Origin of the sequence: Paenibacillus mucilaginosus 3016 (assembly GCF_000250655.1) — a bacterium.
Taxonomy (GTDB): Bacteria; Bacillota; Bacilli; order Paenibacillales; family NBRC-103111; genus Paenibacillus_G; species Paenibacillus_G mucilaginosus.
On the sequence record NC_016935.1, the window covers coordinates 6,173,057 to 6,197,718 of the forward strand.

At 57.1% G+C, this 24,662-nt stretch carries 25 protein-coding genes; 1 reads left to right on the forward strand and 24 read right to left on the reverse strand.

Features of this window, described 5'->3' with window-relative positions:
* Window positions 1-19 precede the first annotated feature (19 nt).
* The 24 genes from PM3016_RS25230 to PM3016_RS25345 all read right to left on the reverse strand — a co-directional run bounded on the left by PM3016_RS25230 (window position 20) and on the right by PM3016_RS25345 (window position 22,866).
* Entirely contained in the window at window positions 20-496 is a 477-nt protein-coding gene (locus PM3016_RS25230) for a flagellar basal body-associated FliL family protein (protein ID WP_013919485.1), read from the reverse strand.
* Complete coding sequence (locus tag PM3016_RS25235; protein ID WP_013919486.1) at window positions 496-717, reverse strand: flagellar FlbD family protein; 222 nt, start codon at window positions 715-717, stop codon at window positions 496-498. The genes PM3016_RS25230 and PM3016_RS25235 overlap by 1 nt, the downstream gene beginning before the upstream one ends.
* A 94-nt stretch (window positions 718-811) precedes the next feature.
* A complete protein-coding gene (gene flgG, locus PM3016_RS25240) occupies window positions 812-1,630 on the reverse strand; it encodes a flagellar basal body rod protein FlgG (RefSeq protein ID WP_013919487.1) in 819 nt (272 codons plus the stop codon).
* A gap of 135 nt (window positions 1,631-1,765) precedes the next feature.
* Window positions 1,766-2,143, reverse strand: a complete 378-nt coding sequence (locus tag PM3016_RS25245; RefSeq protein WP_014371415.1) for a TIGR02530 family flagellar biosynthesis protein — start codon at window positions 2,141-2,143, stop codon at window positions 1,766-1,768.
* Entirely contained in the window at window positions 2,140-2,562 is a 423-nt protein-coding gene (locus tag PM3016_RS25250; protein WP_014371416.1) for a flagellar hook capping FlgD N-terminal domain-containing protein, read from the reverse strand. The genes PM3016_RS25245 and PM3016_RS25250 overlap by 4 nt, the downstream gene beginning before the upstream one ends.
* Window positions 2,563-2,605: 43 nt before the next feature.
* The gene (locus PM3016_RS25255; RefSeq protein WP_014371417.1) at window positions 2,606-4,072 is read right to left on the reverse strand and encodes a flagellar hook-length control protein FliK; all 1,467 of its coding nucleotides are present in this window, start codon (window positions 4,070-4,072) and stop codon (window positions 2,606-2,608) included.
* Between the two features lie 20 nt (window positions 4,073-4,092).
* On the reverse strand, window positions 4,093-5,013 hold the full coding sequence (locus PM3016_RS25260) for a MotE family protein (RefSeq protein WP_014371418.1): 921 nt from the start codon (window positions 5,011-5,013) through the stop codon (window positions 4,093-4,095).
* A 23-nt stretch (window positions 5,014-5,036) separates the two neighbouring features.
* Window positions 5,037-5,483, reverse strand: coding sequence for a flagellar export protein FliJ (gene fliJ, locus PM3016_RS25265; RefSeq protein WP_013919492.1), 447 nt, complete (start codon window positions 5,481-5,483; stop codon window positions 5,037-5,039).
* A 10-nt stretch (window positions 5,484-5,493) separates the two neighbouring features.
* A complete protein-coding gene (gene fliI / locus PM3016_RS25270; RefSeq protein ID WP_014371419.1) occupies window positions 5,494-6,816 on the reverse strand; it encodes a flagellar protein export ATPase FliI in 1,323 nt (440 codons plus the stop codon).
* The gene (locus tag PM3016_RS25275) at window positions 6,816-7,643 is read right to left on the reverse strand and encodes a FliH/SctL family protein (RefSeq protein WP_013919494.1); all 828 of its coding nucleotides are present in this window, start codon (window positions 7,641-7,643) and stop codon (window positions 6,816-6,818) included. Before PM3016_RS25275 ends, fliI begins: the two co-directional genes overlap by 1 nt.
* Window positions 7,636-8,661, reverse strand: coding sequence for a flagellar motor switch protein FliG (fliG, locus tag PM3016_RS25280; RefSeq protein WP_013919495.1), 1,026 nt, complete (start codon window positions 8,659-8,661; stop codon window positions 7,636-7,638). The genes PM3016_RS25275 and fliG overlap by 8 nt, the downstream gene beginning before the upstream one ends.
* 4 nt (window positions 8,662-8,665) lie before the next feature.
* Entirely contained in the window at window positions 8,666-10,300 is a 1,635-nt protein-coding gene (gene fliF, locus PM3016_RS25285) for a flagellar basal-body MS-ring/collar protein FliF (RefSeq protein ID WP_014371421.1), read from the reverse strand.
* 175 nt (window positions 10,301-10,475) lie between these two features.
* The gene (gene fliE, locus PM3016_RS25290) at window positions 10,476-10,781 is read right to left on the reverse strand and encodes a flagellar hook-basal body complex protein FliE (protein ID WP_013919497.1); all 306 of its coding nucleotides are present in this window, start codon (window positions 10,779-10,781) and stop codon (window positions 10,476-10,478) included.
* A 28-nt stretch (window positions 10,782-10,809) separates the two neighbouring features.
* On the reverse strand, window positions 10,810-11,265 hold the full coding sequence (flgC, locus tag PM3016_RS25295; protein WP_013919498.1) for a flagellar basal body rod protein FlgC: 456 nt from the start codon (window positions 11,263-11,265) through the stop codon (window positions 10,810-10,812).
* 6 nt (window positions 11,266-11,271) lie between these two features.
* On the reverse strand, window positions 11,272-11,673 hold the full coding sequence (gene flgB / locus PM3016_RS25300; protein ID WP_013919499.1) for a flagellar basal body rod protein FlgB: 402 nt from the start codon (window positions 11,671-11,673) through the stop codon (window positions 11,272-11,274).
* A gap of 241 nt (window positions 11,674-11,914) precedes the next feature.
* Window positions 11,915-12,688: a GTP-sensing pleiotropic transcriptional regulator CodY gene (gene codY / locus PM3016_RS25305; protein ID WP_013919500.1), complete on the reverse strand. Its 774-nt coding sequence runs from the start codon at window positions 12,686-12,688 to the stop codon at window positions 11,915-11,917.
* 22 nt (window positions 12,689-12,710) lie between these two features.
* Window positions 12,711-14,117: an ATP-dependent protease ATPase subunit HslU gene (gene hslU, locus PM3016_RS25310; RefSeq protein WP_014371422.1), complete on the reverse strand. Its 1,407-nt coding sequence runs from the start codon at window positions 14,115-14,117 to the stop codon at window positions 12,711-12,713.
* 63 nt (window positions 14,118-14,180) lie between these two features.
* The gene (hslV, locus tag PM3016_RS25315) at window positions 14,181-14,726 is read right to left on the reverse strand and encodes an ATP-dependent protease subunit HslV (protein ID WP_013919502.1); all 546 of its coding nucleotides are present in this window, start codon (window positions 14,724-14,726) and stop codon (window positions 14,181-14,183) included.
* Window positions 14,727-15,047: 321 nt separating this feature from the next.
* Window positions 15,048-16,376, reverse strand: coding sequence for an FADH(2)-oxidizing methylenetetrahydrofolate--tRNA-(uracil(54)-C(5))-methyltransferase TrmFO (gene trmFO / locus PM3016_RS25320; RefSeq protein ID WP_013919503.1), 1,329 nt, complete (start codon window positions 16,374-16,376; stop codon window positions 15,048-15,050).
* A 147-nt stretch (window positions 16,377-16,523) separates the two neighbouring features.
* Window positions 16,524-18,629, reverse strand: a complete 2,106-nt coding sequence (gene topA / locus PM3016_RS25325; RefSeq protein WP_014371423.1) for a type I DNA topoisomerase — start codon at window positions 18,627-18,629, stop codon at window positions 16,524-16,526.
* A 40-nt stretch (window positions 18,630-18,669) separates the two neighbouring features.
* Window positions 18,670-19,773 carry a DNA-processing protein DprA gene (gene dprA, locus PM3016_RS25330; RefSeq protein WP_014371424.1) on the reverse strand — a complete coding sequence of 368 codons (1,104 nt, stop codon included), beginning with the start codon at window positions 19,771-19,773 and terminating at the stop codon, window positions 18,670-18,672.
* 369 nt (window positions 19,774-20,142) lie between these two features.
* Window positions 20,143-21,075, reverse strand: coding sequence for a succinate--CoA ligase subunit alpha (gene sucD, locus PM3016_RS25335; protein ID WP_013919506.1), 933 nt, complete (start codon window positions 21,073-21,075; stop codon window positions 20,143-20,145).
* A 74-nt stretch (window positions 21,076-21,149) separates the two neighbouring features.
* The gene (gene sucC / locus PM3016_RS25340; RefSeq protein WP_013919507.1) at window positions 21,150-22,310 is read right to left on the reverse strand and encodes an ADP-forming succinate--CoA ligase subunit beta; all 1,161 of its coding nucleotides are present in this window, start codon (window positions 22,308-22,310) and stop codon (window positions 21,150-21,152) included.
* 295 nt (window positions 22,311-22,605) lie between these two features.
* A complete protein-coding gene (locus PM3016_RS25345) occupies window positions 22,606-22,866 on the reverse strand; it encodes a hypothetical protein (RefSeq protein ID WP_014371425.1) in 261 nt (86 codons plus the stop codon).
* 194 nt (window positions 22,867-23,060) lie between these two features.
* On the opposite strand from PM3016_RS25345, the gene PM3016_RS25350 reads away from it, so the two are divergent.
* On the forward strand, window positions 23,061-24,659 hold the full coding sequence (locus tag PM3016_RS25350; RefSeq protein WP_041618738.1) for a YifB family Mg chelatase-like AAA ATPase: 1,599 nt from the start codon (window positions 23,061-23,063) through the stop codon (window positions 24,657-24,659).
* Window positions 24,660-24,662: the final 3 nt, after the last annotated feature.

Sequence of the window (24,662 nt, forward strand, 5' to 3'; positions counted from 1 at the left end):
CCTGGTAAATCAGGGTTTATTATTGAAGCACAATATCGGTAACCATAATGCGCGAGACCTTGCTGCCTTCCTCGAGCATCGGGTTCATCTTGTTCATCAGTGCCGCTCCGAGGTTATCGAAGCCTTTGCTGCCCGTTACTTCCTCGGGCTTCATATCGGCGAGGGTCTGAATCACGATCGCCTTCATCTGCGAATCCATCAGATCGAAGGCCGCTTTGCCGTCCGCGCTCTCCAGCTCGAACGCCAGGCTGACCTTGATAAACTTGCTGCCGCCGGACAGGTTGGTCAGTACATCCTTCATGACCGCGGTGTTCGCTTTAATCTCTTCCGGCTTCAGCTTCTTCTTCGGCTTCACTTGCTCTGCCGTCTGCTGCGCCTGCGCCTGGGGATCGCTCGATTTGTCCATGTAGTTCCACAGCACGAAGGCCGCCGTCAGGATCAATGTTATCGCAATAAGGATGGCTACGACCATGATGAATATTTTACTTTTAAACACTATGAACCCTCCGTATCCAGAGTTTTGATCGTGCTGCCAACGACTCCAATGGTTTGCAAAAACTGCTGTATGGAGAGGACAACATCCGAGGCTGGCTCCAGCACCATGATCTTCTTCCCGTTCACGAGAGAAATCATGGTATCCGGCGTAGCTTCGATGCTCTCGATCAGAAAAGCATTGAGATAGAACGGGTTGCCGTTCAAGCGGGTAAGCAGTACCATCCGAATGCCTCCGTTCCCGGGTCAAGCCGGGGAAAGCATCCGCCCTCCCCGTCCGCCCGTGATTAACTTCTTATTAATGAAGGAATGCTATGGATTATCTCTTCAGGTTAACGACTTCCTGCAGAATTTCATCGGAGGTCGTGATGATCCGGGAGTTGGACTGGAAGCCGCGCTGGGCGACGATCATTTCCGTAAACTCACCCGTCAGATCGACGTTCGACATCTCGAGCTGGCCGGATACGATGGAGCCTGTTCCGGTTGCCGTGTCACCGGCAATCGCAGCACCCAGATCGATCGCTTCACCGGAGTTCGGCGTCTGGCGGTACAGGTTGCCCCCGATCTTCTCGAGACCGCCCGGGTTCGTTACCTTGCCTACCGCGATGAACTGGTCGGTGGAAGCGGCCGTACCGTCCGCACCGATGCCGATGATCTCACCGTTGCTCGCGATCGTGAAGGCCGTCACCTCTTCACCGAGGGTGATCGGCTCACCGCCCGTGCCGAGGACGAACATCCCGTTGGAGTTCACCATGCGGCGCTGGGCGTCCAGCTGGAAGCTGCCGTCGCGCGTCAGGTACATATTCTCAGGCGTACCGTCCTGGGATACGGCGAAGAATCCGTCACCGTTGATCCGCAGGTCCGTGACCACGTTCGTCGTCATCGCGCTGCCCGGCGTGTGGATCGTATCGATCGCACCAACCGTTACACCGAGACCGATTTGCTTGGAGTTCACACCGCCGGACGTATCCGTCGGAGCGCTCACGCCCGCCACCGTCTGGCTCAGAATATCCTTGAACATCACGCGTCCCGCTTTGAAGCCCGTCGTGTTGACGTTGGCGATGTTGTTGCCGATGACATCCAGCTTCGTCTGGAAACCGCGCATACCGGATACACCGGAATAAAGAGATCTTAACATAGATAGATATCCTCCCATATGACGACTGTCACACCGGTAATATTTCGGGTGCAGCGCCTGTTGTAGTTTGCTCTCATGGTTGTTTCAATCGGTCCACAACCTTGGCCTCCGTATACGGTCCGGCCTAACGTTTCATCAGGAAATAATCATGGCGCTGTCAATCTGGGTGAACAGGCTGTCTTTCATCGAAGCACTGTCTATGGCGGTGACCACGGTGCGGTTCTTGATGTTCACGATCAAGGCCGCATCGCCGATGAGCATCAGCGAATCTTTGGCGCCCTTGGCCGCCGCCTTGTCGATCGCCGATGACAGCTTTACGAGCTCCTCCGGAGCCAAGATGATGCCCCGCTGGATCAGGCGCTGCTCGGCATGATGGCTGAAGCGCACGAGCTGGTTCTGCAGGACGGATTGAAAGGAAGCTCCGGCACCCGCGCCTTCAGCCGGCAGACGCCGCTGGACTCCAGGGCCGGCGGGATTCGGATAAAGACGTCCTACAGTAAAGCGGTCGGTCATGACTCACTCACCGGATTCGAAATCTGGTTTACTTTATCGAGCGAGACTTCAAGCGCGCCTACTTTGGCGAACTGCCCGCCGTTCTTCACGATGATGGAATCGACGAGACCCGTCTTGGCTTCTCCTGCGTCATCGGTCCAGGTCACGTTCTTGCCGATGAGACCGGAAGCGAAGCCGAGGGACTGACGGAGCAGCTTCATTTCACTTCCCATATTGGTCAGCTGTTCTACCGATGTGAACTGGGCCATCTGGGCGATAAACTCTTTATCCTGCAGCGGCTGGGTCGGGTCCTGATTCTTCATCTGCGTGATCAGAATCTTCAGGAATTCGTCCTTGCCGAGCGTCTTGTTCGGTGTGGTAACCTTGCTGCCGGTATAAGTCATGGCGCTGTTGGTCGATGTAATCAGGGAGTCGGACATATTGGATCACCTCCTACAGGGTATACTATCTTGTGCGGCTCAATTAGGCTATGACATCAATCATACCGCTGCCGGTGCGTGCCGGCCGGGCCGGATTCGAAGCGGGATCTTCCGCGTAGCTCTCGCCTTCCAGAGCTGCGATCCGGGCGGATGCCGCTTTCTGGTTCTGGCGCGACTGCGGCTGCTGGCCCTGTCCTTTTTCCTGGAACATGCCGGACTGGAAGCCCTGTGCACTGGAGCTCTGCGTCACTTCCAGCTTCTCCACCTGGATGCCATGGCTCTGCAGGGATTGACGGAGCTGCGCAAGCTGGCTCTCGAGCATGTCCTTGCCGGCAGCATGATCAGCCGCAAACTGGGCGATGAGCTGCCCGTTCTGCATCGTCAGCTTCACTTCCACGTGGCCGAGATGCTGAGGATACAGCGAAAGCTTCGCTTCCGTGATCCCATCCGCGCCCGTGTCCATCAAGAACGAGCTGACGACGAACTGGGTCATATCGTCCGGGAAGGTCTCCGCCGGCATTTGAAGCACCGGCACCTTGCTGACCGGCTGGCCGGACTGAAGCTGCTTCATCAGATCCTGCACGGTCACCGGCGGCTGGGTGCCAAGCTCGGCTGAAGCCGTCTCCGGGTGAAGCGGGGCAAACAGCGGTTCCTCCGCCTGTGCGGATTCGCCCTGGGCTGCCGCCGTTACCGCTGCGGCAGCCGGATGCTTCACCGCCAGCGCCTCCAGCTTGTGCAGCGGGCTTGCGGCCGGTTCGGCGGACGCCGCTTTGGCGCTTGGCGCTTCTCCTGCCGTGAGCTCCCCGTTCAGCTTCTGAAGCAGCTGCTGAATCGGCGCCGTCGGCTTTTCAGCCGCCTGAGTCTCGGCCGCCTTCGTCACCGCTGCGCTTAAGGCGTCAAGCGCTGCTTTCAGCTTCGGGTCGCCCTCCTGCTTCAAGGCCTCCTGCAGCTGCTGGAGCATGCGTGCCGCTTCAGCGGCATCCACCGCCTCCAAGCCCGTTAAGGCGGCTGCGGCCTGTTCCTGCGCTGCCGGCTGGGTCAAAGGCACAAACAGCTGGGCGTCTGCGGCTTCCATCGCCGGCAGGACCGTCAGGGTGACGGCTTCCGGGGAAGCGTCCACCGTGTTGATAGCCGGGGCAGCGGTGTCATCCGGCAGAAGCAGCTGGATCTGCTGCAGCAGCGCCTGGATCTCCGGATCGGCCAGCAGTTCGGCCACGGCCTCCGTGTCTTCTTCCTTCACGAATACCTCCAGAGCTTCGATCTTCTCCTCGTCCGCCGGCGGTTTAGCCTGCGTGTCGTCTACAGCGTCAGCCTTCTTATTTATATCGGCAGAAGGCTGTGTTTCGTTTGAGACCGGCTTGTCTTTCGGACCGGTCTCACCAAGCTTCTCTTTCAGTGCGTTCGAGAAGCTCTCCCGTGATCTCACGGCCCCTTTGACGGAAGAGCTGGAAACGGGGGATCCTCCCTGGAGCAAGTTTCTGGATGCGGCTGTGGAAGCTCCGATTTCCATTCGTTCCTACACCTCCTTTATTATTGAGCCAGCCTGGCCGAGATCAGGGCGGCGGTTTCCTTCGACTGGTCCGAAATGGCGGACAAAATCTTGGAACGGCCTGCACTGTCCATCGAGCCGAGGATGGATAAAACCTTATCCGGGTTGGTGCGCTGCAGCTCCATCAGGACGGTAGCCGCACTTTTGGGGGTCATGCTGGAAAATGTCGATCCGAGATCGTCCTTGCTGAGTTTATCGGAAGCAGCCGCCGTGTTCTCCTGCGTCGTGCTGAGCGCCTTCACGCGCTCCTGCAGGGCGGCCATCTGGGTATCCTTCACGCTGACTTGATCCTTGAGCAGGATCGAAGCTTCCGCCGCAACCTTCGGGTCCATCTTCTCGAGAACCTTGACGCGCTCGTCGGTCTTCATCTTGCTCAGTACGAGCACGCGCTCCGCCGTCGTCAGGTTCTCCATGATCGGAGCCGCCTTGCTCGGAGACATCTTGGCATAGGTGCTCGCCAGCTGCTGAATTTGCTTTTCATACTCTTCTTCGGAGGAGGCAACCGCTTTGGCCTCTTCCTGTGCGGCTTTCTGGCTCTCCAGTTCCTTGATCGCCTTCTCTTTCTCCTCCAGAGCGGCCTTCGCTTCCTGCAGCTCCGCTTCTTTGGCCTGCAGGGCGGCATCCGCCGCCGCCTTCGCTTCCTCGGCCGCCTTTTCCTCGCTCGGCACTTCCTCCTGGGTCACCGTCGTCTCCGCGGCTTCTCCCTTCGGATCGGGCACCCAGGTGGACACCACGGGAATTTTGTTCGCCGTCTTGAGCACGCTGTTCATGACATTGTAGTCAAAGATGGTGAGAAGCACACCGAGCAGCACGGCCGTAAAGACGAAAGGAATGAGGAACCAGATTAAAAATCGTTCCAGGGCTCCGTAAGAACCGGTTTGTTCGGCATCCGCCTTAGCCATGGTTTCACCTCCGGGATTTGCTGTTAATAAGTAGATGGGGCTTTATAACGGTTCGTGGCCATCTCATCCAGGCCGTCCTGCTCTTTCTTCATAAGATCGAAGGAGAAGCGCTGGTAAGCCTTTTCTTTGGCCTTCGTCCACACTTTCTCCTGCAGCATCTTGCCGGTGAGATCATCCTGCTTCGACTGTACCACGGTCCGTGCCCGCTGGATGTCGGAGTGTTTCTCTTGAATCCGGGTATCGACGTAGTCCACGTAGCTCTGCATAAGCAGCAGGTCCGATACCGAGATGGAGCGGGTGGAAGCCTCCTGAAGCTCCTCCTGAAGGGATCGCTTGGAGTACTCCAGTTCAACCAGGGAGGACTCTTCCTGCTTCATCCGGCCAATGGCTTCCGAGAGCATCCACTCGGCCTGCGTTTTTTCGTTCATTTTGAGATCTACGATTTTCTGGAATGCGTATCGGAACCGCATAGCTCAACACCTATCCCTTAGTGAATTGTTGTAATAGCTGGTCTCTGGCCTGTTCGTAAGTCAGCTTGTCGTCCGTTCGCTGCTTCGTGTAATCCCAGATGGAATGGATAGATTCAAGCGCTTCGTCAATTTCCGGATTCGATCCTCTTTGGTACGCCCCTATATTGACGAGGTCCTCCGAATCCTTATAAGTGGCTAAGAGACGTTTGAGATTCTCTGAAGCGAGCTGCTGCTCTTTCGGGACAATTTCCTTCATGACACGCGATACGCTCGCCAGCACATCGATCGCCGGGTAGTGCCCCCGGTTCGCGATTGCACGGTTGAGCACGATGTGTCCGTCCAGGATCCCCCGTACGGCATCGGCAATCGGTTCGTTCATATCGTCACCGTCGACCAAGACGGTATAAAAAGCAGTGATGGAACCCTTCGGGCCGTTACCGGAGCGCTCCAAGAGCTTCGGCAGCATGGCGAACACCGAGGGCGTATAACCCCGTGTAGCCGGCGGTTCTCCGACCGCAAGGCCCACTTCACGCTGAGCCATGGCAAATCGTGTGACGGAGTCCATCATCATCATGACGTTGAGTCCGCGGTCGCGGAAATATTCGGCGATGCTTGTTGCAATAAGCGAGGCCTTAATCCGGATCAGCGCCGGCTGGTCCGAAGTGGCCACGATCACGACCGACCGGGCCAATCCTTCGGGTCCGAGATCGCGCTCGATAAAGTCAAGCACCTCTCTGCCCCGCTCCCCGATCAAGGCGATCACGTTCACGTCTGCCGACGTGTTCCGAGCGATCATCCCCATTAAGGTACTCTTACCTACACCGGAACCTGCAAAAATACCGACACGCTGACCTTTGCCGATCGTAAGTAAACCGTCGATACAACGAACACCGACGGAAATGGGCTCAAGCACCCGTGGCCGGGTCAAAGGATTGCTGGGCGCATTGTTCGTCGAATACTGGGCCATCCTCGAAGGCAGGAACGATCCGTCCATCGGCTGGCCGAGGCCGTCGAGCACCTTGCCGAGCAGCTCGTGACCGACCTGTACGCTGAGCGGTTTGCCGGTACCGACGACATCGCAGCCGGGACCGATCGAATCCAGTTCCCCGAGCGGCATCAGGATGACTTTGTTGTTCTTGAAGCCCACAACCTCCGCCTTGAGCGGTTTATTTGATTTGTGCGGATAAATGTAGCAGAGGTCCCCGATGCTGGCATCCGGCCCTTCCGACTCGACGGTAAGACCGATGACCTGGGTGACCTTGCCGTTGACTCTGACGGGATCCATTCCCTGAAGATGCTCAATATATTTCTGCGCATTAGGGGAAGCTATCATTAAGATTCCTCACCTCGGATCGCAATTTGGCGGAGCACATTCTTGATCTCGCTGAGCTGGGTGTCAATCCGGGAATCAATGCTGCCGAAAGCCGAGCGGACCACACAGCCGTGATCCTGTACCGAGCCGTCCGGGATGATCTGAAGCTCTGCCTGCGAATCGATATGAAGCAGAAGCTCTTCGCGGGCATCCTGGATCAGCGGGAACTGCGACGGCGATACGCAGAGCGCGATCACGCCGGTATCCTTGCGCCGGGTCAGTGTCCGGCGGATGAGATCGATGGTCCACTCGGGCTCGAGTGTCAGCTGGCGGGCAATGATCTTCTCGGCGATGGAAGTGCTCAGGTCGATCAGGAACGGTTCGGACTCCTGAATGATCTGCTGCTTCAAGGCATAAGCCTGCTCCAGGATGGAGGAAGCCTCCTGCAGCATCGCGTCGTACTTCTCGCGAAGCTCCGTTTCGGCACGGGTCAAGCCTTCTTCATAGCCCTGCGTGAAGCCCTGGTCCATGGCCGCTTCGACCGTGTCCTGGTCCAGCTGGCGACGCTCGTCCCACCAGGCCTCAATCTCGGCCTGTGCCTGTTCCTTGAGCGCGAGGGCCTCTTCCATAGCGGTGCGGACCTGCTCTTCAGCGAAGGATTCCGCATCCTGAAGGATCTGCTCCTTCATCTGGAGCGCTTCGATCACTTCAGGGCTTTCGGCAGGAGATGACTTCGGGATCTCCTCTTGTTCCTTATTAAGAACACTAAGCTGGGGGTGGGACACAACCACCTTCGTGCTGCTGTCGTCCACCGGCTTGTATTGAAAGAACTTGATGACATTAGACAATGATATCATCTCCTCCGCCGCGTGCGATGATGATTTCACCGGACTCTTCGAGTCTTCTGATCGTCGCTACAATGCGGGTCTGGGCTTCTTCCACGTCACGCAGACGGACAGGGCCCATAAATTCCATTTCTTCGCGGAACGTCTCGGCCATCCGCTTGGACATGTTCTTGAAGATCGACTCGCGTACTTCTTCGCTGGCCACTTTAAGCGCAAGCTGCAGGTCTGCATTCTCGATGTCGCGGATGATACGCTGGATGGAACGGTCGTCGATGTTGACGATGTCCTCGAATACGAACATGCGCTTCTTGATCTCTTCGGCCAGTTCCGGATCCTGAATCTCGAGCGAGTCGAGAATCGTACGCTCCGTACCGCGGTCTACCCCGTTCAGGATGGAGACCACCGAAGTGATACCGCCGGCATTCGTGTAGTCCTGCGTTACCGTTGCGGACAGCTTCTGCTCCAGCACACGCTCCACCTGGGAGATGACCTCCGGTGAAGTGCTGTCCATGAGGGCGATCCGCTTGGCCACATCGGCCTGCTTCTCCTGCGGGAGCGAGGACAGGATGATCGAAGCCTGCTCCGGCTGAAGATAAGCGAGAACGAGGGCGATCGTCTGCGAGTTCTCGTTCTGGATGAAGTTCAGGATCTGACCGGGATCGGCTTTGCGGGCAAAGTCGAACGGTCTCACCTGGAGTGTAGCCGTCAGGCGGTTGATGATATCGAACGCCTTGGCCGAGCCGAGCGCCTTCTCCAGGATGTCCTTCGCATACGAGATCCCGCCCTGGGAGATGAATTCCTGTGCCATACAGATCTGATGGAATTCAGACAGAATCGCTTCCTTCTCCGCTGCATCCACCTTGCGGACATTGGCTATTTCCAACGTGAGCTGCTCGATCTCCTCATCCCTGAGGTTTTTGAAGATCTGTGCCGACACTTCCGGTCCCAAGCTGATGAGCAGGATGGCGGCTTTCTGTCTGCCGGTCAAACCCGATGTTTGTACTTTAGCCAAATCTTCCACACCTCTATTCTTCTGCTAACCATGTGCGGAGCAGGTTCACGAACTCTTCCGGCTTCTTCTTCGCCAGCTGTTCGAGCTGCTTGCGCACCTGGTTCTCATTATTGGTTTCCATATCGATCGTCGGGAACTCTACGCGTGCTGCCGCTGCGTCGTTCACGATCATTTCTTCTTCAACTGCATCAGCCTTCTTGCGCTTGCGCATCAGGAAGAATGCACCGATGGCTGCCAGCGCCAGAGCCAGACCGCCAAGGCCGCCATAGAGCAGCATCGTGTTCGTATCCGTGCCTGCCGCATTGTTCGTATTAGCGAACGCGTGTTTAACTACCGTTACCTTCTTTGCCAGATCTTCATCTGTGATCGTCTGTCCGTTGTCGGCAAGCGCCGCACGCACCACGTTCTGCAGAATCGTTCTGACTTCGGCCATCGTCTCATCGCTGAGCGAGTTCGGATCGGCCGGATCCGGCGGTTCCACACCGACGTTGATCGTCAGGTCCTTCACCACATACGGAGTCGATACAATCTCTTCCGTAATGCGGTTCACTTCATAGTTCACCGTACGCTGGAGCTCTTCCGACTCTGCATTGCCACTGTTCGCCGTACCCGTGTAACCCGGAACATCCGTCTCACCCGTACCGGCTACGCCGCCTGCCGCACCGCCATTACTGCTGGAGCTCTTCTGAATCTCCTGCGTCGAAATCTCAAGACCTTTCTGGTCCGCCTGGTTCGGTGCGGTAACGAGCTGGTTGCGGGAGCTCTTCTGGTCAAAATTCATCGTCGAGAACACACTTACGATAACCTTGTCCTTACCGAAAATCGAACCGAGCATCTGCTGTACGTTCTTCTGTACGTCGTTCTTGAACTGGTTGTTGATCTCAAACTGCTGCAGCGCCAGATTCGAAGCGCCGGCCGTCTTGTTTTGGCCTTTGGAATACTCGAGCAGATCCCCGTTCTGATCCGAGATCGTAATATTCTCAACCGGCAGTCCCTTGATACTGTGGGACACCAGATTATACAGCGTATCGACTTTCGCCTGATCGAGCTGGTAACCCGGCTTCACGTCGAGCACGACGGAGGCTGTCGCCTTCTCCTGCTCTTCCCCTGCACGGAGGAATACTTCCTTCTCCGGCATCGAGATCAGGACCTTGGAATTCGCGATCGCCTGGTTCGAGTTGATGAGCTGCTGAAGCTCTCCCTGCACGGCGTTCACATACTTCACATTGAACTCTTGGTCGGTCGTACCGAATGTGGAGCTCTCGCTGAAGGCGCCGTAGCCCACATTTCCGTTCTTGTTGAGGCCCTGGGACTCGATCGCCAGCTTCACGCTCGCTACCTCGCTCCGGGGAACCCCTATACTCTTGCCGTCCTCACTCAGCTGGTACGGAATCTTGGCTCCGTCCAGGTAGCCTTTGATCGCGGCGGCATCGCTTGGCTGCAGATTCGTATAAGCCAGCGAATATTCCGTCTTCGAGAAGTTATAACTGATCAGCCCGAGGCTCAGCAGGACAATCATCGTGGTTGCAATGATGGTCGTCTTCTGCATCTTGCTGAACTGGCTCCAATACTGTTTCGTTCTGCTCCAAGCTTGGAGTAAATTCTCGTTCACCGTTTCACCCCATTTTCCCTTAAGGATCGTAATCATCTAACCTGCATCCGCATGATGTCCTGGAAGGCTTCAATGACCTGGTTCCCTGCTTGGAACGGACTCATTAACCGGGCGAAGCTTTCATAGAAACTATAACTGAAAAGTCCGGGCCGGCCCTATGACGATCATCACACTGGCGATAATTGCAACCAGAGCCGCCGCTGCCCGCTTATTATACCTGCATCCGCATGATTTCCTGGTAAGCTTCAATCATCTTGTTTCGGACTTGAACCGTGAGCTCAAGACCGAGGGATGCTTTCTCCGTTGCGATCATCACTTGATGCACATCGGTGATGTCACCCTTGATAAACTGCGTATTGAGCTTTTCCACATTCGCTTGACCCTGATTCAGGTTCTCGATCGCGCTGCTAAGGAACTTGCCGAACTGGTTTGACACTTCCGCGGCACTCGCTGTCGTGTTCTTCGGCTGTACGGCGTTCACGACGGCTTGAGGCTGCAGGCTCAATTTATTAATCATGGCTTAGAGCTCCTTTATACTAGGTTTTTTATCTTCCGATTTCAAGCGCTTTTCCAATTAAAGATTTGGATGCGTTGAGCGCAGTGACGTTCGCCTCATACGAGCGCGTGGCGGAGATCATATCGACCATCTCTTTGGCAATATCCACATTGGGAAGCATCACAAATCCGTTCTCGTCCGCATCGGGATGGGACGGGTTATACACCTGCTTGAACGGTGTCTGGTCTTCAAGGACTTTCGTGATCCGGACGCCTTCGCCGGTCCGTGCATTCTGCGTGCCGCCCATGGCTCCCTGGAGCGTCTGGGCGAAGCTCGTCTTCGGCTCCATCGTCACCATTTTGCGCTGGTAAGGAACCCACTTGCCGTCCACCATCCGTGCGCGGGTCGAATCCGCGTTGGCGATGTTGGAGGAGATCACATCCATCCGGAAGCGCTGTGCCGTAAGCGCCGAAGCGCTGATATCAAAGCCGTTCGTCAGTTTCATCTAGCATTACCTCCCGCCAATGGCTGTTCTGAGCTTCTTGATCTCGCCGTTCACCTGCTGGACCATCACATTGTAGCGGAGCTGGTTCTTCGCCATCAGCGCCATCTCATAGTCGATGTCCACGTTGTTCAGATTGTTGTTCATCATGGTCTGGCTATCCTGCACGATCTGAGGCGTTCCTGCCGAAGAAGCCTGGCCGATCGGTATATGCTTCGCATTGGTCCGTCGTCCTACAAGACCTCCGCCGTTCATTTCCTGCTGCAGCAGTTCTTCAAAACGAACATCCGAACGCTTGAAATTCGGTGTATCGACATTCGCCACGTTATCCGCAATCACTTTCTGCCGCAGAGCTGCCGCATCCAGCGAGCGCTCCAGCAGGTTGAATCCGGGTTTATTCAGAATGTTCATGGACGCACTCCCACTTTCTCTTACGTAGTCTCCCGTAGGTATTCAACGGAGCCATTCACTTATCCTCTTTTCATTCGACATTTTTTTCACTGAACTTAATAGCACTCAAGGGAGAATTTTGTAGAATTAAAGGACCAGCCTCTATATTGCGGATTTTTGGAAAAGTTTACAATAAGAAAAAAGCCCTATATTCGCATATAGGGCGTCGAAGGCTGTTTTCTTATGTCAAATCTCACACAAATTATGACTTTACGCTTTGAATTCCGGTCATCAGCTGATCGTTCAGGACCCGGATATAGGTCCCTTTCATGCCTAAAGACCTAGTTTCGATCACGCCGGCGCTTTCCAGCTTGCGAAGCGCATTGACGATGACCGAACGGGTGATGCCTACCCGGTCGGCAATTTTGCTTGCCACGAGCAGGCCTTCGTTGCCGTCCAGCTGTTCGAAGATATGCTCCACCGCCTCCAGCTCGCTGAAGGATAAGGAACCTACGGCTACCTGGACGACGGCTTTGCCGCGGGCTTCAATCTCAATCCGCTCCGCCTTCTCGCGGAGAATCTCCATGGCGACGACCGTTGAGCCGTATTCCGCCATAATCAGATCGTCGTCGATGAACTGGCTGCCACGTTTGGTCAGGACCAAAGTCCCAAGACGTTCGCCGCCGCCGATCACCGGCACGATGGTAATATAAAAAGGCTCATGGCCCGGATGCTCTCCGAACACGTCGTAGGGGCTCCCGGCCGCGAGATTGGACGAGGTCTCATCCACCTTCAGCAGCAGCTGGTTATACTCCGACGGAAACCGGTTCTCCTGCAGTACGGACGTATGGATCAACAAATCGCCATCCTGTGATGAAAACGCGCTCCCCAGCACCTTTCCTTTCCGGCTGATCACAAAGATGTCCGCTTGCGAAATATCGCTGAGCACCGAGGCCATATCCGTAAAGGAGACCGCGTGACCCGCTTCTTTTTGCAGCAGTTTGTTCAGCCTCCGGGTCTTCATCAATAATGTCATGTTCCTGCCTCCACAATTCCAATTACAAAATATACTGGCTTAAATCCCGGTTCTGCACGATGCCCGACAGCTTCTCACGGACATACTCCGGCGAGATAACGATCTCCTCCAGCGTTATGTCCGGCGCTTCGAAGGAAAGGTCCTCAAGCAGCTTCTCGAGGATCGTATGGAGCCTGCGGGCTCCGATATTGTCCGAATTGACATTCACCTCGGCGGCGATGCGTGCGATCTCCTGGATCGCGTCGTCCGAGAACACGACCCGTATGCCTTCGGTCTCCAGCAGGGCCGTATACTGCTTTGTCAGGGCATTTTTCGGCTCTTTGAGAATGAGCACGAAATCTTCCTGGGTCAGCGAGCTGAGCTCCACCCGGATCGGGAAGCGGCCCTGCAGCTCCGGAATCAGGTCGGAAGGCTTGGCGATATGGAAGGCGCCTGCCGCTACGAACAGCACGTAATCCGTCTTCACAGGCCCGTATTTGGTCATGATCGTCGACCCTTCGACGATCGGGAGAATGTCGCGCTGCACGCCTTCTCTCGATACATCGGGTCCGCTGCCGCGGGTGGAGCTGGCAATCTTGTCAATCTCGTCGATGAAAATGATCCCGTCCTGCTCGGCCCGGCGGACCGCCTCCTGGATCACTTCATCCATGTCGAGCAGCTTCTGAGCCTCTTCGGTCAGCAGCACTTTACGGGCTTCCTTGATCGGCAGCTTCCGCTTCTTCGTCCGCTTGGGCATGAGGGAGCCGAAGAGCTCCTGCATGTTCATCCCGGCCTGCTCGCCCCCCTGGCCGGCCAGCATATCGAGCATGGATGGGGTGCTGTCTTCGACTTCAATCTCGATGACTTCGGTTTCGAGTTCGCCGCGGAGCAGCTTCTCGCGGATCTCCTTGCGTCTTGCCGCAAGACCGGCGTCCACCGCATCATCCGGCTCGCTGTAGGCTGCGCTTCCGCCCTGCTGTTGGCCGAACAGCATCTCGAGCGGGTTGCGCTGGCCGCGGTTCTTCGATGGGCTCGGTGCGAGGATAACGACGAGCCGGTCGGTGACCATTTGCTCGGCGCGGTCCTTGAGCGCCTCGGTTTTCTCGGCTTTGACCATTCGGATGGACGTCTCCACCAGGTCGCGGACCATGGACTCCACGTCGCGGCCCACATAACCGACTTCGGTGAACTTCGTCGCTTCCACTTTGACGAACGGAGCGCCGACCAGTTTGGCCAGACGGCGTGCGATTTCGGTTTTGCCGACACCGGTCGGTCCGATCATCAGAATGTTCTTAGGCACGATCTCATCGCGGAGCGATTCCTCAAGGAGGCTGCGGCGGTGACGGTTGCGAAGAGCCACAGCCACGGATTTTTTGGCCGACTTCTGGCCTACGATATATTTGTCAAGCTCGGCTACGATTTGTCTGGGGGTTAAGGCTGATGGCTTCACTCGTATGAACCTCCCTGTATAGGATGGCCTTCTGCTACCAAAACTAACATGACCTGATCTCGATTACTCGATTTCTTCTACTATAATATTGTGGTTCGTGAATACGCAAATCTCCGCAGCCATCGTCAGCGAGGCATGCGCGATCTCCCGCGCGCTCATGTCGGGAGCGTACCGGTGAAGCGCTCTCCCGGCAGCCAGCGCAAAGCTTCCGCCGGAACCGATCGCAAGGATGCCGTCATCCGGCTCGATGATCTCTCCGTTGCCGGAGAGCAGCAGGAGCCCGCTGCGGTCCATTACAATCATCATGGCTTCCAGGCGGCGCAGAACCCGGTCCTGTCTCCAGTCCTTCGTCAGCTCCACGGCTGCGCGCTGCAGGTTGCCGTGGTGCTCTTCCAGCTTCGCCTCGAACTTCTCAAACAGGGTGATGGCATCCGCCACCGAGCCTGCGAATCCGGCGATCACATTACCCCGGTATAATCTTCTGACCTTCTTCGCCTGGCTCTTCATCACCATCGAATTGCCGAAGGTGACCTGGCCGTCTCCGGCAATCGCGCCTTTGCCCTGGTGCCGGATGGCGAAGATGGTCGTCGCATGAAAGGTTTGTTCCATAGACCGGATTCTCCTCCAATTGGTCTTACGCTATGTACTGGTTCTGAAGCGAACATGACTTTCTACGCAACACATTCCCATTCGTTCCACTCAAGATAAACGGCTTCGCTGTCCTGAAAGATAGTACGCGTTTATAAGAAATATAAGATTACAGATTCGAGCCCGTGAGACATACACTCACAGGAGCACGAGCTTCGAGAGATCTACATGCTTATATTTCAAGACAGAAACTAAGCCGTGCAGCTTAGTTTCTTCTTGTGGTGCGGCTTGCAGAGCAGCCGCTTCGTATACAGACGGGACTATCGTAACATAGGTCAAGTTTTATTTACAAGTCGAATTGTCTAGGTTTTGGGAAAAATTCTGAATTTTCGCAATTGCCCGCTCCGCGATTTTCTCATTCTTGAGCTTTTTGTTGCGGATGCGCTCCTCGAGCGGCGGGAACAGCCCGAAGTTTGCGTTCATCGGCTGGAAGTGGTTGAAGTCCGCCGTGGTGATATACTGTGCCATGCTGCCAAGCGCCGTATCCGGCGGCAGGACGAAGAGCTCCTCCCCCTTCGCGTAGCGTGCAGCGTTCAGTCCGGCGATCAGACCGGAAGCAGCCGATTCCACGTACCCTTCCACCCCGGTCATCTGGCCGGCGAAGAAGAGATTATCGCGGGTGCGGAACTGGTAGGTTGGACGAAGCAGCTTCGGCGAGTTAATGAACGTATTGCGGTGCATAACCCCGTAACGGACGAACTCGGCGTTCTCGAGCCCCGGGATAAGGGAGAACACGCGCTTCTGCTCGCCCCACTTGAGATGCGTCTGGAAGCCGACCAGGTTATAGAGCGTTCCCGCCGCGTTGTCCTGGCGGAGCTGAACGACCGCATACGGCAGCTCTCCCGTGTGGGGATTGATGAGGCCGACCGGCTTCATCGGCCCGAACAGACAGGTCTGGCGGCCGCGGGAGGCCATGACCTCGATCGGCATGCAGCCCTCGAAGTAGATCTCCTTCTCGAACTCCTTGATCGGTGCGGTCTCCGCAGAGATCAGCGCTTCGTAGAAGACATTGAACTCCTCTTCGGTCATCGGACAGTTCAGGTATGCCGCCTCACCCTTATCGTAACGGGAAGCCAGATATACTTTGCTCATGTCGATGGAGTCCTTCTCCACGATCGGTGCGGCCGCATCATAGAAGTACAGGTAGTCCTCTCCGGTCAGCTCCTGCAGATGCTGCGACAGCGACGGCGAGGTCAGCGGGCCCGTAGCGACGACCGTGATGCCCTCCGGCAGCCTCTCCAGCTCCTCGTTGCGCACTTCGATCAGCGGATGATTGCGCAGCAGGGAGGTGACTTCACCCGAGAAGTTGTCCCGGTCCACGGCCAGCGCCCCGCCGGCCGGTACGGCATGCTTGTCCGCCGCGCGCAGGATCAGGGAGTTCAGAATCCGCATTTCTTCCTTTAATACGCCGACCGCGTTGGTCAGCCCGTTGGCCCGCAGCGAGTTGCTGCATACGAGCTCCGCGAATTGGTCGGAGATGTGGGCCGGCGTCTTTTTGACCGGACGCATTTCATATAGTACAACAGGCACGCCCTGGGATGCGATCTGCCATGCGGCTTCACTGCCCGCGAGTCCTGCGCCGATGACGGTTACTTTTTGCACTTCTGTCAACTTGCTTCCTCCTAAATATGCCCCTCCGCCGGACGCGGACGGTTCTGTGAATTGCGGAATACCGGGGCGGCGGTTGGCCGCACCCTTAGGGCCTTCCTGACATGACGAAGGCCCCAAAGGGAGCTCACGCTCCCCTTGGACGGCCCGTTAATCCTCCCGGTCATCTTCCTTGGCTTCTTCCTTAAAGTCGCAGGAGACGCACTGGATGAACGTCCCGGACTTGTTCCGCTTCTCGACGAGCAGCGCCCCGCATTTGGGACAGGGCTGCTCCACCGGCTTATCCCACGAGACGAACTCGCAGGCCGGATACCGGTCGCAGCCGTAGAAGATGCGCCCTTTCTTGCTGCGCCGCTCAATGATCTTCCCTTCGTGGCAGCTTGGACACGTGACGCCGGTATCCTTGACGATCGGCTTCGTGTTGCGGCAGTCCGGGAAGCCGGAGCAGGCGAGGAATTTGCCGAAGCGTCCCATTTTGTATACAAAATGGTTCCCGCACTTCTCGCAGATCTCATCGGACACTTCGTCCTGGATCTCGATCTTCTCCATTTCTTCTTCCGCGACCTCGAGCCGCTTCTCGAACGAATCATAGAATTCGCTGAGCACCCGGACCCAGTCTTCCTTGCCTTCCTCAATGTGGTCGAGTCCTTCTTCCATGTGGGCCGTGAATTCCACGTCCAGGATCTCCGGGAAGAACTCGATCATCTGCTGGATCACAAGCTCCCCGAGCTCGGTCGGCACGAACTTCTTCTCCTCGATCGCCACGTAGCCGCGCTTCTGGATCGTCTCCAGCGTCGGTGCGTACGTACTCGGACGGCCGATGCCCATCTCCTCCAGCGCTTTCACGAGCCGTGCTTCCGTATATCGCGGCGGCGGCTGGGTGAAATGCTGCTTCGGATCGATGGCCTGCGGCTTCGCTTCATCGCCCTGCTTCAGCGGAGGCAGGAACTTGTCGTCATCCGCCGCCGCATCGGCAGCCCCCTCGTCACTGCTTTCCACGTAGACCTTCATGAAGCCGTGGAACTTGATCTTGGAGCCTACCGCGCGGAACACCACCGGACCGGCGTTCAGGTCCACCGTCATCGTATCGAGGACGGCCGACGCCATCTGGGAGGCGACGAACCGCTCCCACACAAGCTTGTAGAGACGGAACTGGTCCCGGCTCAGGTGAGCCTTGATGGATTCCGGCTCCCGGAGCACGGAGCTCGGACGGATCGCTTCGTGCGCATCCTGGGCATTGGCATTCTTCTTGACGTAATTGCGCGGTTCGGCCGGATAGTAGGCTTCCCCGTATTTGCCGGTAATGTATTCCTTGGCTTCTTCCTGGGCTACAGGCGAGATGCGGGTGGAGTCCGTACGCATGTACGTGATAAGACCGACCGTTCCCTCGCTGCCCAGATCAATTCCTTCATATAACTGCTGTGCCACCGACATCGTCTTCGCCGCACGGAAGTTCAGCTTGCGCGCCGCTTCCTGCTGCAGGGAGCTCGTAATGAACGGAGGCGACGGGTTGCGCAGGCGCTCTTTCTCTTTGACTTCGCTTACAACAAAATCGGATCCGCCGAGCAGGGCCAGCACTTCATTGACCTCGGACTGGCTCTTCAGCTCTTTCTTCTCGCCGTTCACGCTGTAGAACTTGGCTTCGAAGTCGGATTTGTTCGCGGCCAGCTTCGCCGTAATCGTCCAGTACTCTTCGGGCTCGAATGCCTTGATCTCATTCTCCCGGTCGTAGATGAGTTTGACCGCAACGGACTGCACGCGTCCGGCCGATAAGCCCTTCTTGACCTTCTTCCACAGCAGCGGCGAGATCTTGTAGCCTACGAGCCGGTCCAGAATTCGGCGGGCCTGCTGGGCGTTGACGAGATCCTGGTTTATCTTGCGGGGCGTCTTGAACGCGTCCTTGACCGCCTGCTTCGTGATCTCGTTGAACACTACGCGGCAGGCGTCCTGATCGGACAGCTCGAGATAATGCGCCAGATGCCAGGCGATCGCTTCCCCTTCGCGATCCGGGTCAGCCGCCAGATAGACTTTTTTGACACGCTTGCTGGCGTCCTTCAGCTCTTTGAGCACGGAGCCCTTGCCGCGGATCGTAATATATTTCGGTTCAAAATTCTTTTTTACTTCGACCCCGATTTGACTTTTGGGCAGATCGCGTATATGACCCATCGACGCTTTTACGATATATTTGCTGCCAAGATATTTGGATATGGTTTTGGCTTTTGCGGGTGACTCCACAATGACTAGCGAATCGGCCATAGGTGTCCATCCCCTTTCGACAAAAAAATATGTATGATGATCAGGGCACAGTGTAGACGGCCCCGGGCAGCTCGGCGATTCGCCGCATCATTAGTAAATTTATCAAAACTGAATGCAAATGTCCAAACGTAAATCCGCTCCCCGCCAGGAGCTCATCCACATTCATCGGGTGATCGAGCAGCAGATCGCAGATACGCTTCTCGTCCGGTGTCAGTTCCGGCAGGGCTTTGCCCGTACCGATAATGTATGCCGAAGAAGGAAAAGATATCCGGTCTGTATACTCCTCGACGATATCCTGCGCGCTGCTGACAAGCTTTGCCCCCTGTTTCAAAAGGGACAGTGTGCCCTGACTCTTCGGTGAAGAGATCGGCCCGGGCACCGCGAACACATCGCGGGATGCTTCAAGCGCCTGGTCCGCCGTGATCAGTGATCCGCTGCGCAGGGCGGCTTCCACGACGACAACGCCCAGGCTGAGCCCGGCGATAATGCGGTTGCGCTGCGGGAACAGGCCCGGATGGGACTTCGTCCCCACCGGATATTCCGACAGCAGCAGGGCGTGGTCGGCGATCCGGTGGTAGAGCGCCTTGTTCTCCGGAGGGTATACCTCGTCAATCGCACAGCCCAGCACGGCAATCGTGCCGCCCTGCTCCTTCAGCGCCCCGATATGGGCACAGGCGTCAATCCCCCGCGCCATGCCGCTGACCACGCAGAGTCCGGCGCCCGACAGCCCCTCGCTCAGCCCTTCGGCGGCAGCCCGGCCATAAGCCGTCGGCGTGCGCGTCCCCACCATCGCGATGCAGTGACGCTTCAGCAGCGACACATCCCCGCGGGTGTACAGGACCCAGGGAGCATCCGGGAGTTCCCTCAACATCTCCGGATACTCTTCATCCCAGCGGGTGATGCACCCAATGCCTTTCTCCCGGTAGGCTTGCTCCCGCATCTCGAACGACGCTGCGCTCAATCCCGCCCACCCCTTGGATAGGGCGGAAGCGCGGGCCGGGGTCAATCCCGGGATGGTGAGGTGCGGCAGGTCCCGTGTCCTTATCTCGGTAAAATCCGAAACGTGCTGGAACACGAGGTCAATCGTTCGGGAACCTACGCCCGGCATATGATGCAGGGCGATCAAGATGTCGCGGTTGTTCATCTAGTATATATCCTCCTTTAAGTAGAAACAACTTTAGCCCCCTAAGGGGCGTCCGACGTAACCCGGATACACGGCTTCGCCCTCCCTGACGGACGATGTCGGGATTATTAAAAACATCAGATGACAGTAACGAGCAGACGGAATGATGCTCTCTGATATTCCAAGCAAAAAAAAGCCCCTCCATCCGCGCAAACACGCGAAATGAAGGGGCTTCTTGCCCACAGGTCTTGCCTATGAAATGAAGGAAAACGGCCTGCCCATCGGCAGACAGATCTCCTCTAGAGTATGAACGCAAGGCAGAGCTGCGCTGCGCAAAGCTTCCGCTACGCAGCACCTGCTGTGCTTCGCAGATGACTCATCCCGATGGAATTACTTCTTCGTGATGCACTTCTCGAGCAGACCTTTTTCTTCCAGCACGCTTACGAGCGTAGAGCCCATTTCGGAAGGTGTAGGAGCTACCTTGATGCCGCAGCGCTCCATCGTTGCCACCTTCTCCGCTGCCGTACCTTTGCCGCCGGAGATGATCGCGCCGGCATGACCCATGCGCTTTCCTGGAGGCGCCGTTTGGCCGCCGATGAAGCCTACAACCGGCTTCGTCATATTGGCTGCGATCCACTCGGCCGCTTCTTCTTCAGCGGAACCGCCGATTTCGCCGATCATGATAACTGCGTAGGTGTCCGGATCTTCATTGAACAGCTTGAGGATGTCGATGAACTCGGAGCCCTTCACCGGGTCGCCGCCGATACCCACAGCGGACGATTGGCCGATGTTGCGGGTGGTCAGCTGGTGAACTGCTTCGTACGTGAGCGTCCCGGAGCGGGATACGACGCCGACATGACCCGGTGTGTGGATATAGCCCGGCATGATGCCGATCTTACACTCGCCCGGAGTGATGACGCCTGGGCAGTTCGGCCCGATCAGACGGGTTTTCTTGCCTTCCATATAGCGGCTTACCTTCACCATGTCAAGCACCGGAATGCCTTCGGTGATGCAGATCGCCAGATCCATCTCCGCGTCTACGGCTTCCATGATCGCATCGGCAGCGAAAGCCGGCGGTACGTAGATAACCGATACGGTAGCGCCCGTGGCTTTCTTCGCTTCCACAACGGTGTTGAATACCGGAAGGGAAACCGTCTCGCCGTTCTCGAGCTGGATGTCGATGTTCGTGCCGCCCTTGCCCGGCGTAACCCCGCCGACCATTTGCGTGCCGTAGTCCAGGCCGCCCTTGGTATGGAACATGCCCACGGAACCTGTGATACCCTGTGTGATCACTTTTGTATTTTTATCAACCAAAATAGACATGTTGATTGTTCACATCCCCTGATTATTTTGAAGAGACTGCCGACAAACCCACTATCGGAAGAAACCTTCCGAAATTACTTCACGAGCGAAACGATCTTCTGCGCGCCGTCAGCCATGGAATCGGCCGCCACGATGTTGATGCCGGACTCGGCGAGGATCTTCTTGCCGAGCTCTACGTTCGTGCCTTCAAGACGCACGACGAGCGGACGGTCCAGGCCTACCTGCTTGGCCGCTTCCACCACGCCGTTGGCGATCACGTCACACTTCATGATGCCGCCGAAGATGTTGATGAAGATGCCTTTGACTTTCGGATCGGAGAGGATGATCTTGAACGCTTCGGTTACCTTCTCCGTTGTAGCGCCGCCCCCTACGTCCAGGAAGTTGGCAGGATCGCCGCCGTAGTACTTGATGATGTCCATCGTAGCCATCGCGAGACCCGCACCGTTAACCATGCAGCCGATGTTGCCGTCGAGGGCGATGTAGCTCAGGTCGAACTTGGAAGCTTCGATTTCCTTCTCGTCTTCCTCTTCGAGGTCGCGGAGCTCGAGGATGTCCTTGTGGCGGAACAGGGCGTTGGAATCGAAATTGAGCTTCGCGTCCAGTGCCATGACGCTGCCGTCGCCCGTTACAACCAGTGGGTTGATCTCGGCGATGGAGCAGTCCTTTTCAACGAATGCCGTATAGAGAGCCGTCATGAACTTCACTGCTTTGTTCACGAGTTCGGCAGGAATGTTGATGCTGTAAGCCAGCTTGCGCGCCTGGAAAGCCTGCAGGCCGATCGCCGGGTCGATCACTTCTTTGAAAATCTTCTCAGGGGAATGCTCGGCCACTTCTTCGATCTCCGTGCCGCCCTCTTCCGAAGCCATCATAACCACACGGCCGGTGCCGCGGTCAACGACGAGGCCGATGTAGTATTCCTTCTTGATATCGCACCCTTGTTCGATAAGCAAACGCTTAACTTCTTTGCCTTCCGGACCTGTCTGATGCGTGACGAGGACTTTGCCAAGGATTTCGCTGGCGTATGTACGAACTTCATCGAGGTTCTTGGCTACTTTCACGCCGCCCGCTTTACCGCGGCCGCCGGCATGAATCTGCGCTTTCACCACAACAACGGGAGTGCCGAGGGCCTTCGCCGCTTCAACGGCTTCGTCCACCGAAAATGCGACTTTACCTTCCGGTACGGCAACCCCATACTGCTTGAGCACTGCTTTGCCTTGATACTCATGGATATTCATTTAGCAAAATCCTCCTATCGGTAATGACTTGCTCTATGGAATCGGTCCCAAACGGTGAAGGAGACCTGCCCATCTACACAGTCCGCCTGCCGAAGCTTAGCTTGTCCGCAGACGCAAACCTTACTCATTGTACCACTTTTTTCTTGAGGTTTCCTTAATTTTTCTGTGAAGTTTTTGATATATCTTTTTTATTACTAACAAAAAGAAAGCTTATTCCCCCTCAAACGACAAAAAACAGCCGCGCATTCGGTCAAGGAACGCACGGCTGTCTTGCTGGGACTGCAGCGGATAAAAGTTACTGATAGGACGGGGGAAGGGGCTGTCCCGCACGGGGTTCGCGCTCGGCCTGCTTGATGAACCGCAGCTCGTTGGCGCTGAAACTGCAGACCAGACACTGAATGGTCGGCTCCGTGTCCGTCAGGGGCTCCTGCTCCCCCACTTCCGTCAAGGCCCCGGTGACGGCATCTTTCAGGAAGGGCTGCGAGATACTGGAGATGACGCTGAATTTGACCCGGTTGGACCGGCAGTTCGGACAAAAATACGGTTTTTCCTGCATCTGAACTCACCTCTGGCATCATTGTCGCCAATCCCTCAGGGAATTAAACCGGAGGCCGTCCAAAAAAGAACGGCGGCAAGCAGATTGGGGATTGCGCAGGGCGGCGAATCCGTATACAATTACGACTATCGAAATATCAGGCGGATGAGGAAGCACCTTGAGCCATGACCATCATGGGAGAGGTGTTTTTTGTTATGTACGGAAAAGTAGTCAGCGCATGTTTGCACGGGGTGGAAGGCAAGCTGGTGGAAGTGGAGGTCGATCTGAGCAACGGGCTCCCCCAGATGAGCATCGTGGGTCTGCCGGACTCGGCGATCAAGGAATCGATGGAGCGGGTGCGGGCGGCGATCAAAAACTGCGGCTTCGTCTTCCCCCTGCAGCGGATCACGGTGAATCTCGCTCCGGCGGATGTGCGCAAGGAAGGCGCCGCCTTCGACCTGGCAATCGCAGCCGGCATTCTCATGACAAGCGGCCAAATCTCCCCCGAGCTGTGCCGGGACAGGCTGATCATCGGCGAGCTGGCGCTCGACGGCTCCGTCCGCGGGGTACCCGGCGTGCTCTCCATGATGATGAGCGCCGGCGAGCAGGGCATCGGGCAGGCCCTCGTGCCGCTGGACAACGCGGAGGAAGCGGGCTGGATCGAAGGGTGCGAGACGCGATGCATCGCGAACCTGAGCGAGCTGCGCCCCTCTCCGCAGGGCGATGGAGAAATGCGATTGGACGCGGACACGGCTGCGGCGGACACGGGCCGGATCATCGGGGATGAGAGGACGGACAGACGGGCTGAGAGTGCCGCTCCCGGCCCGGCCCAGGCCCTGGTGGACTATGCGGACGTCTGCGGCCAGCTGCACGTCAAACGCGCCTTGATGATCTGTGCGGCGGGCATGCATAATATTCTGCTCATCGGGCCGCCGGGCACCGGCAAGACGATGCTGGCCAAGCGTCTTCCTTCGATTCTCCCGGCGATGAGCGAAAGCGAGTCGCTCGATGTGACGCGCATCTACAGCGCCTCCGGCAAATTTGCCGACCGCCGCCAGCTCATCCGCTCCCGTCCCTTCCGCATGCCCCACCATACGGTATCCTCCGCCGGGCTTGTCGGGGGAGGGGGCATTCCGAAGCCCGGGGAGGTCTCTCTGGCCCACCGGGGCGTCCTGTTCCTTGACGAGCTGCCGGAGTTCTCCCGCATGGCGCTTGAGGTGCTGAGGCAGCCGATGGAGGACCGGCACGTGACGATCGGCCGTGCGAAGGCGGTGTACCGCTTCCCCGCACACTTTCTCCTGGCGGCGTCGATGAACCCGTGCCCCTGCGGCTACTGGGGAGCCGAGACCGAGCATCAGGGCTGCATCTGCACCCCGCTGAAGGTAGCCCACTACCGTTCCAAAATTTCAGGGCCGCTGCTTGACCGGATCGATCTCCATATCGAGGTGCCCCGGATTGATTACAAGCATCTGGACAACTCGCTCCCCCAGCTCTCCTCCCGGGAGATGAAAGATCGGGTCGAGGCGGCCCACCGCATCCAGAAAGAGCGCTACGGCGCGGACGGCATCACTTTCAACAGTGAGCTGCAGGGCAGACTGCTGCGGGAGCACGTCAAGCTCGACGAAGCCTCCTCCCTGCTGCTCCAGCGTTCTTTTGACCTGCTCGGACTCAGCGTGCGGGCCCATGACCGGATTCTCAAGATCGCGCGCACGATCGCCGATCTCGAAGGTTCCCGGCAGGTGACGGCCGGTCACGTGGCCGAAGCGCTGCAGTACCGGCAGCTCGACAAGAAGCTCAGTCCAGGAGGCATGTAGGCC

Bases quoted from the DNA above. Each gene is read 5' to 3' on its own strand.
- PM3016_RS25235 (WP_013919486.1), bottom strand. From the start codon at position 717: ATGGTACTGCTTACCCGCTTGAACGGCAACCCGTTCTATCTCAATGCT.
- flgG (WP_013919487.1), bottom strand. From the start codon at position 1,630: ATGTTAAGATCTCTTTATTCCGGTGTATCCGGTATGCGCGGTTTCCAG.
- PM3016_RS25245 (WP_014371415.1), bottom strand. From the start codon at position 2,143: ATGACCGACCGCTTTACTGTAGGACGTCTTTATCCGAATCCCGCCGGC.
- PM3016_RS25250 (WP_014371416.1), bottom strand. From the start codon at position 2,562: ATGTCCGACTCCCTGATTACATCGACCAACAGCGCCATGACTTATACC.
- PM3016_RS25255 (WP_014371417.1), bottom strand. From the start codon at position 4,072: ATGGAAATCGGAGCTTCCACAGCCGCATCCAGAAACTTGCTCCAGGGA.
- PM3016_RS25260 (WP_014371418.1), bottom strand. From the start codon at position 5,013: ATGGCTAAGGCGGATGCCGAACAAACCGGTTCTTACGGAGCCCTGGAA.
- fliJ (WP_013919492.1), bottom strand. From the start codon at position 5,483: ATGCGGTTCCGATACGCATTCCAGAAAATCGTAGATCTCAAAATGAAC.
- fliI (WP_014371419.1), bottom strand. From the start codon at position 6,816: ATGATAGCTTCCCCTAATGCGCAGAAATATATTGAGCATCTTCAGGGA.
- fliF (WP_014371421.1), bottom strand. From the start codon at position 10,300: ATGATTACGATCCTTAAGGGAAAATGGGGTGAAACGGTGAACGAGAAT.
- fliE (WP_013919497.1), bottom strand. From the start codon at position 10,781: ATGATTAATAAATTGAGCCTGCAGCCTCAAGCCGTCGTGAACGCCGTA.
- flgC (WP_013919498.1), bottom strand. From the start codon at position 11,265: ATGAAACTGACGAACGGCTTTGATATCAGCGCTTCGGCGCTTACGGCA.
- flgB (WP_013919499.1), bottom strand. From the start codon at position 11,673: ATGAACATTCTGAATAAACCCGGATTCAACCTGCTGGAGCGCTCGCTG.
- codY (WP_013919500.1), bottom strand. From the start codon at position 12,688: ATGACATTATTGATGAAGACCCGGAGGCTGAACAAACTGCTGCAAAAA.
- hslV (WP_013919502.1), bottom strand. From the start codon at position 14,726: ATGGAACAAACCTTTCATGCGACGACCATCTTCGCCATCCGGCACCAG.
- topA (WP_014371423.1), bottom strand. From the start codon at position 18,629: ATGGCCGATTCGCTAGTCATTGTGGAGTCACCCGCAAAAGCCAAAACC.
- dprA (WP_014371424.1), bottom strand. From the start codon at position 19,773: ATGAACAACCGCGACATCTTGATCGCCCTGCATCATATGCCGGGCGTA.
- sucD (WP_013919506.1), bottom strand. From the start codon at position 21,075: ATGTCTATTTTGGTTGATAAAAATACAAAAGTGATCACACAGGGTATC.
- sucC (WP_013919507.1), bottom strand. From the start codon at position 22,310: ATGAATATCCATGAGTATCAAGGCAAAGCAGTGCTCAAGCAGTATGGG.
- PM3016_RS25345 (WP_014371425.1), bottom strand. From the start codon at position 22,866: ATGCAGGAAAAACCGTATTTTTGTCCGAACTGCCGGTCCAACCGGGTC.
- PM3016_RS25350 (WP_041618738.1), top strand. From the start codon at position 23,061: ATGTACGGAAAAGTAGTCAGCGCATGTTTGCACGGGGTGGAAGGCAAG.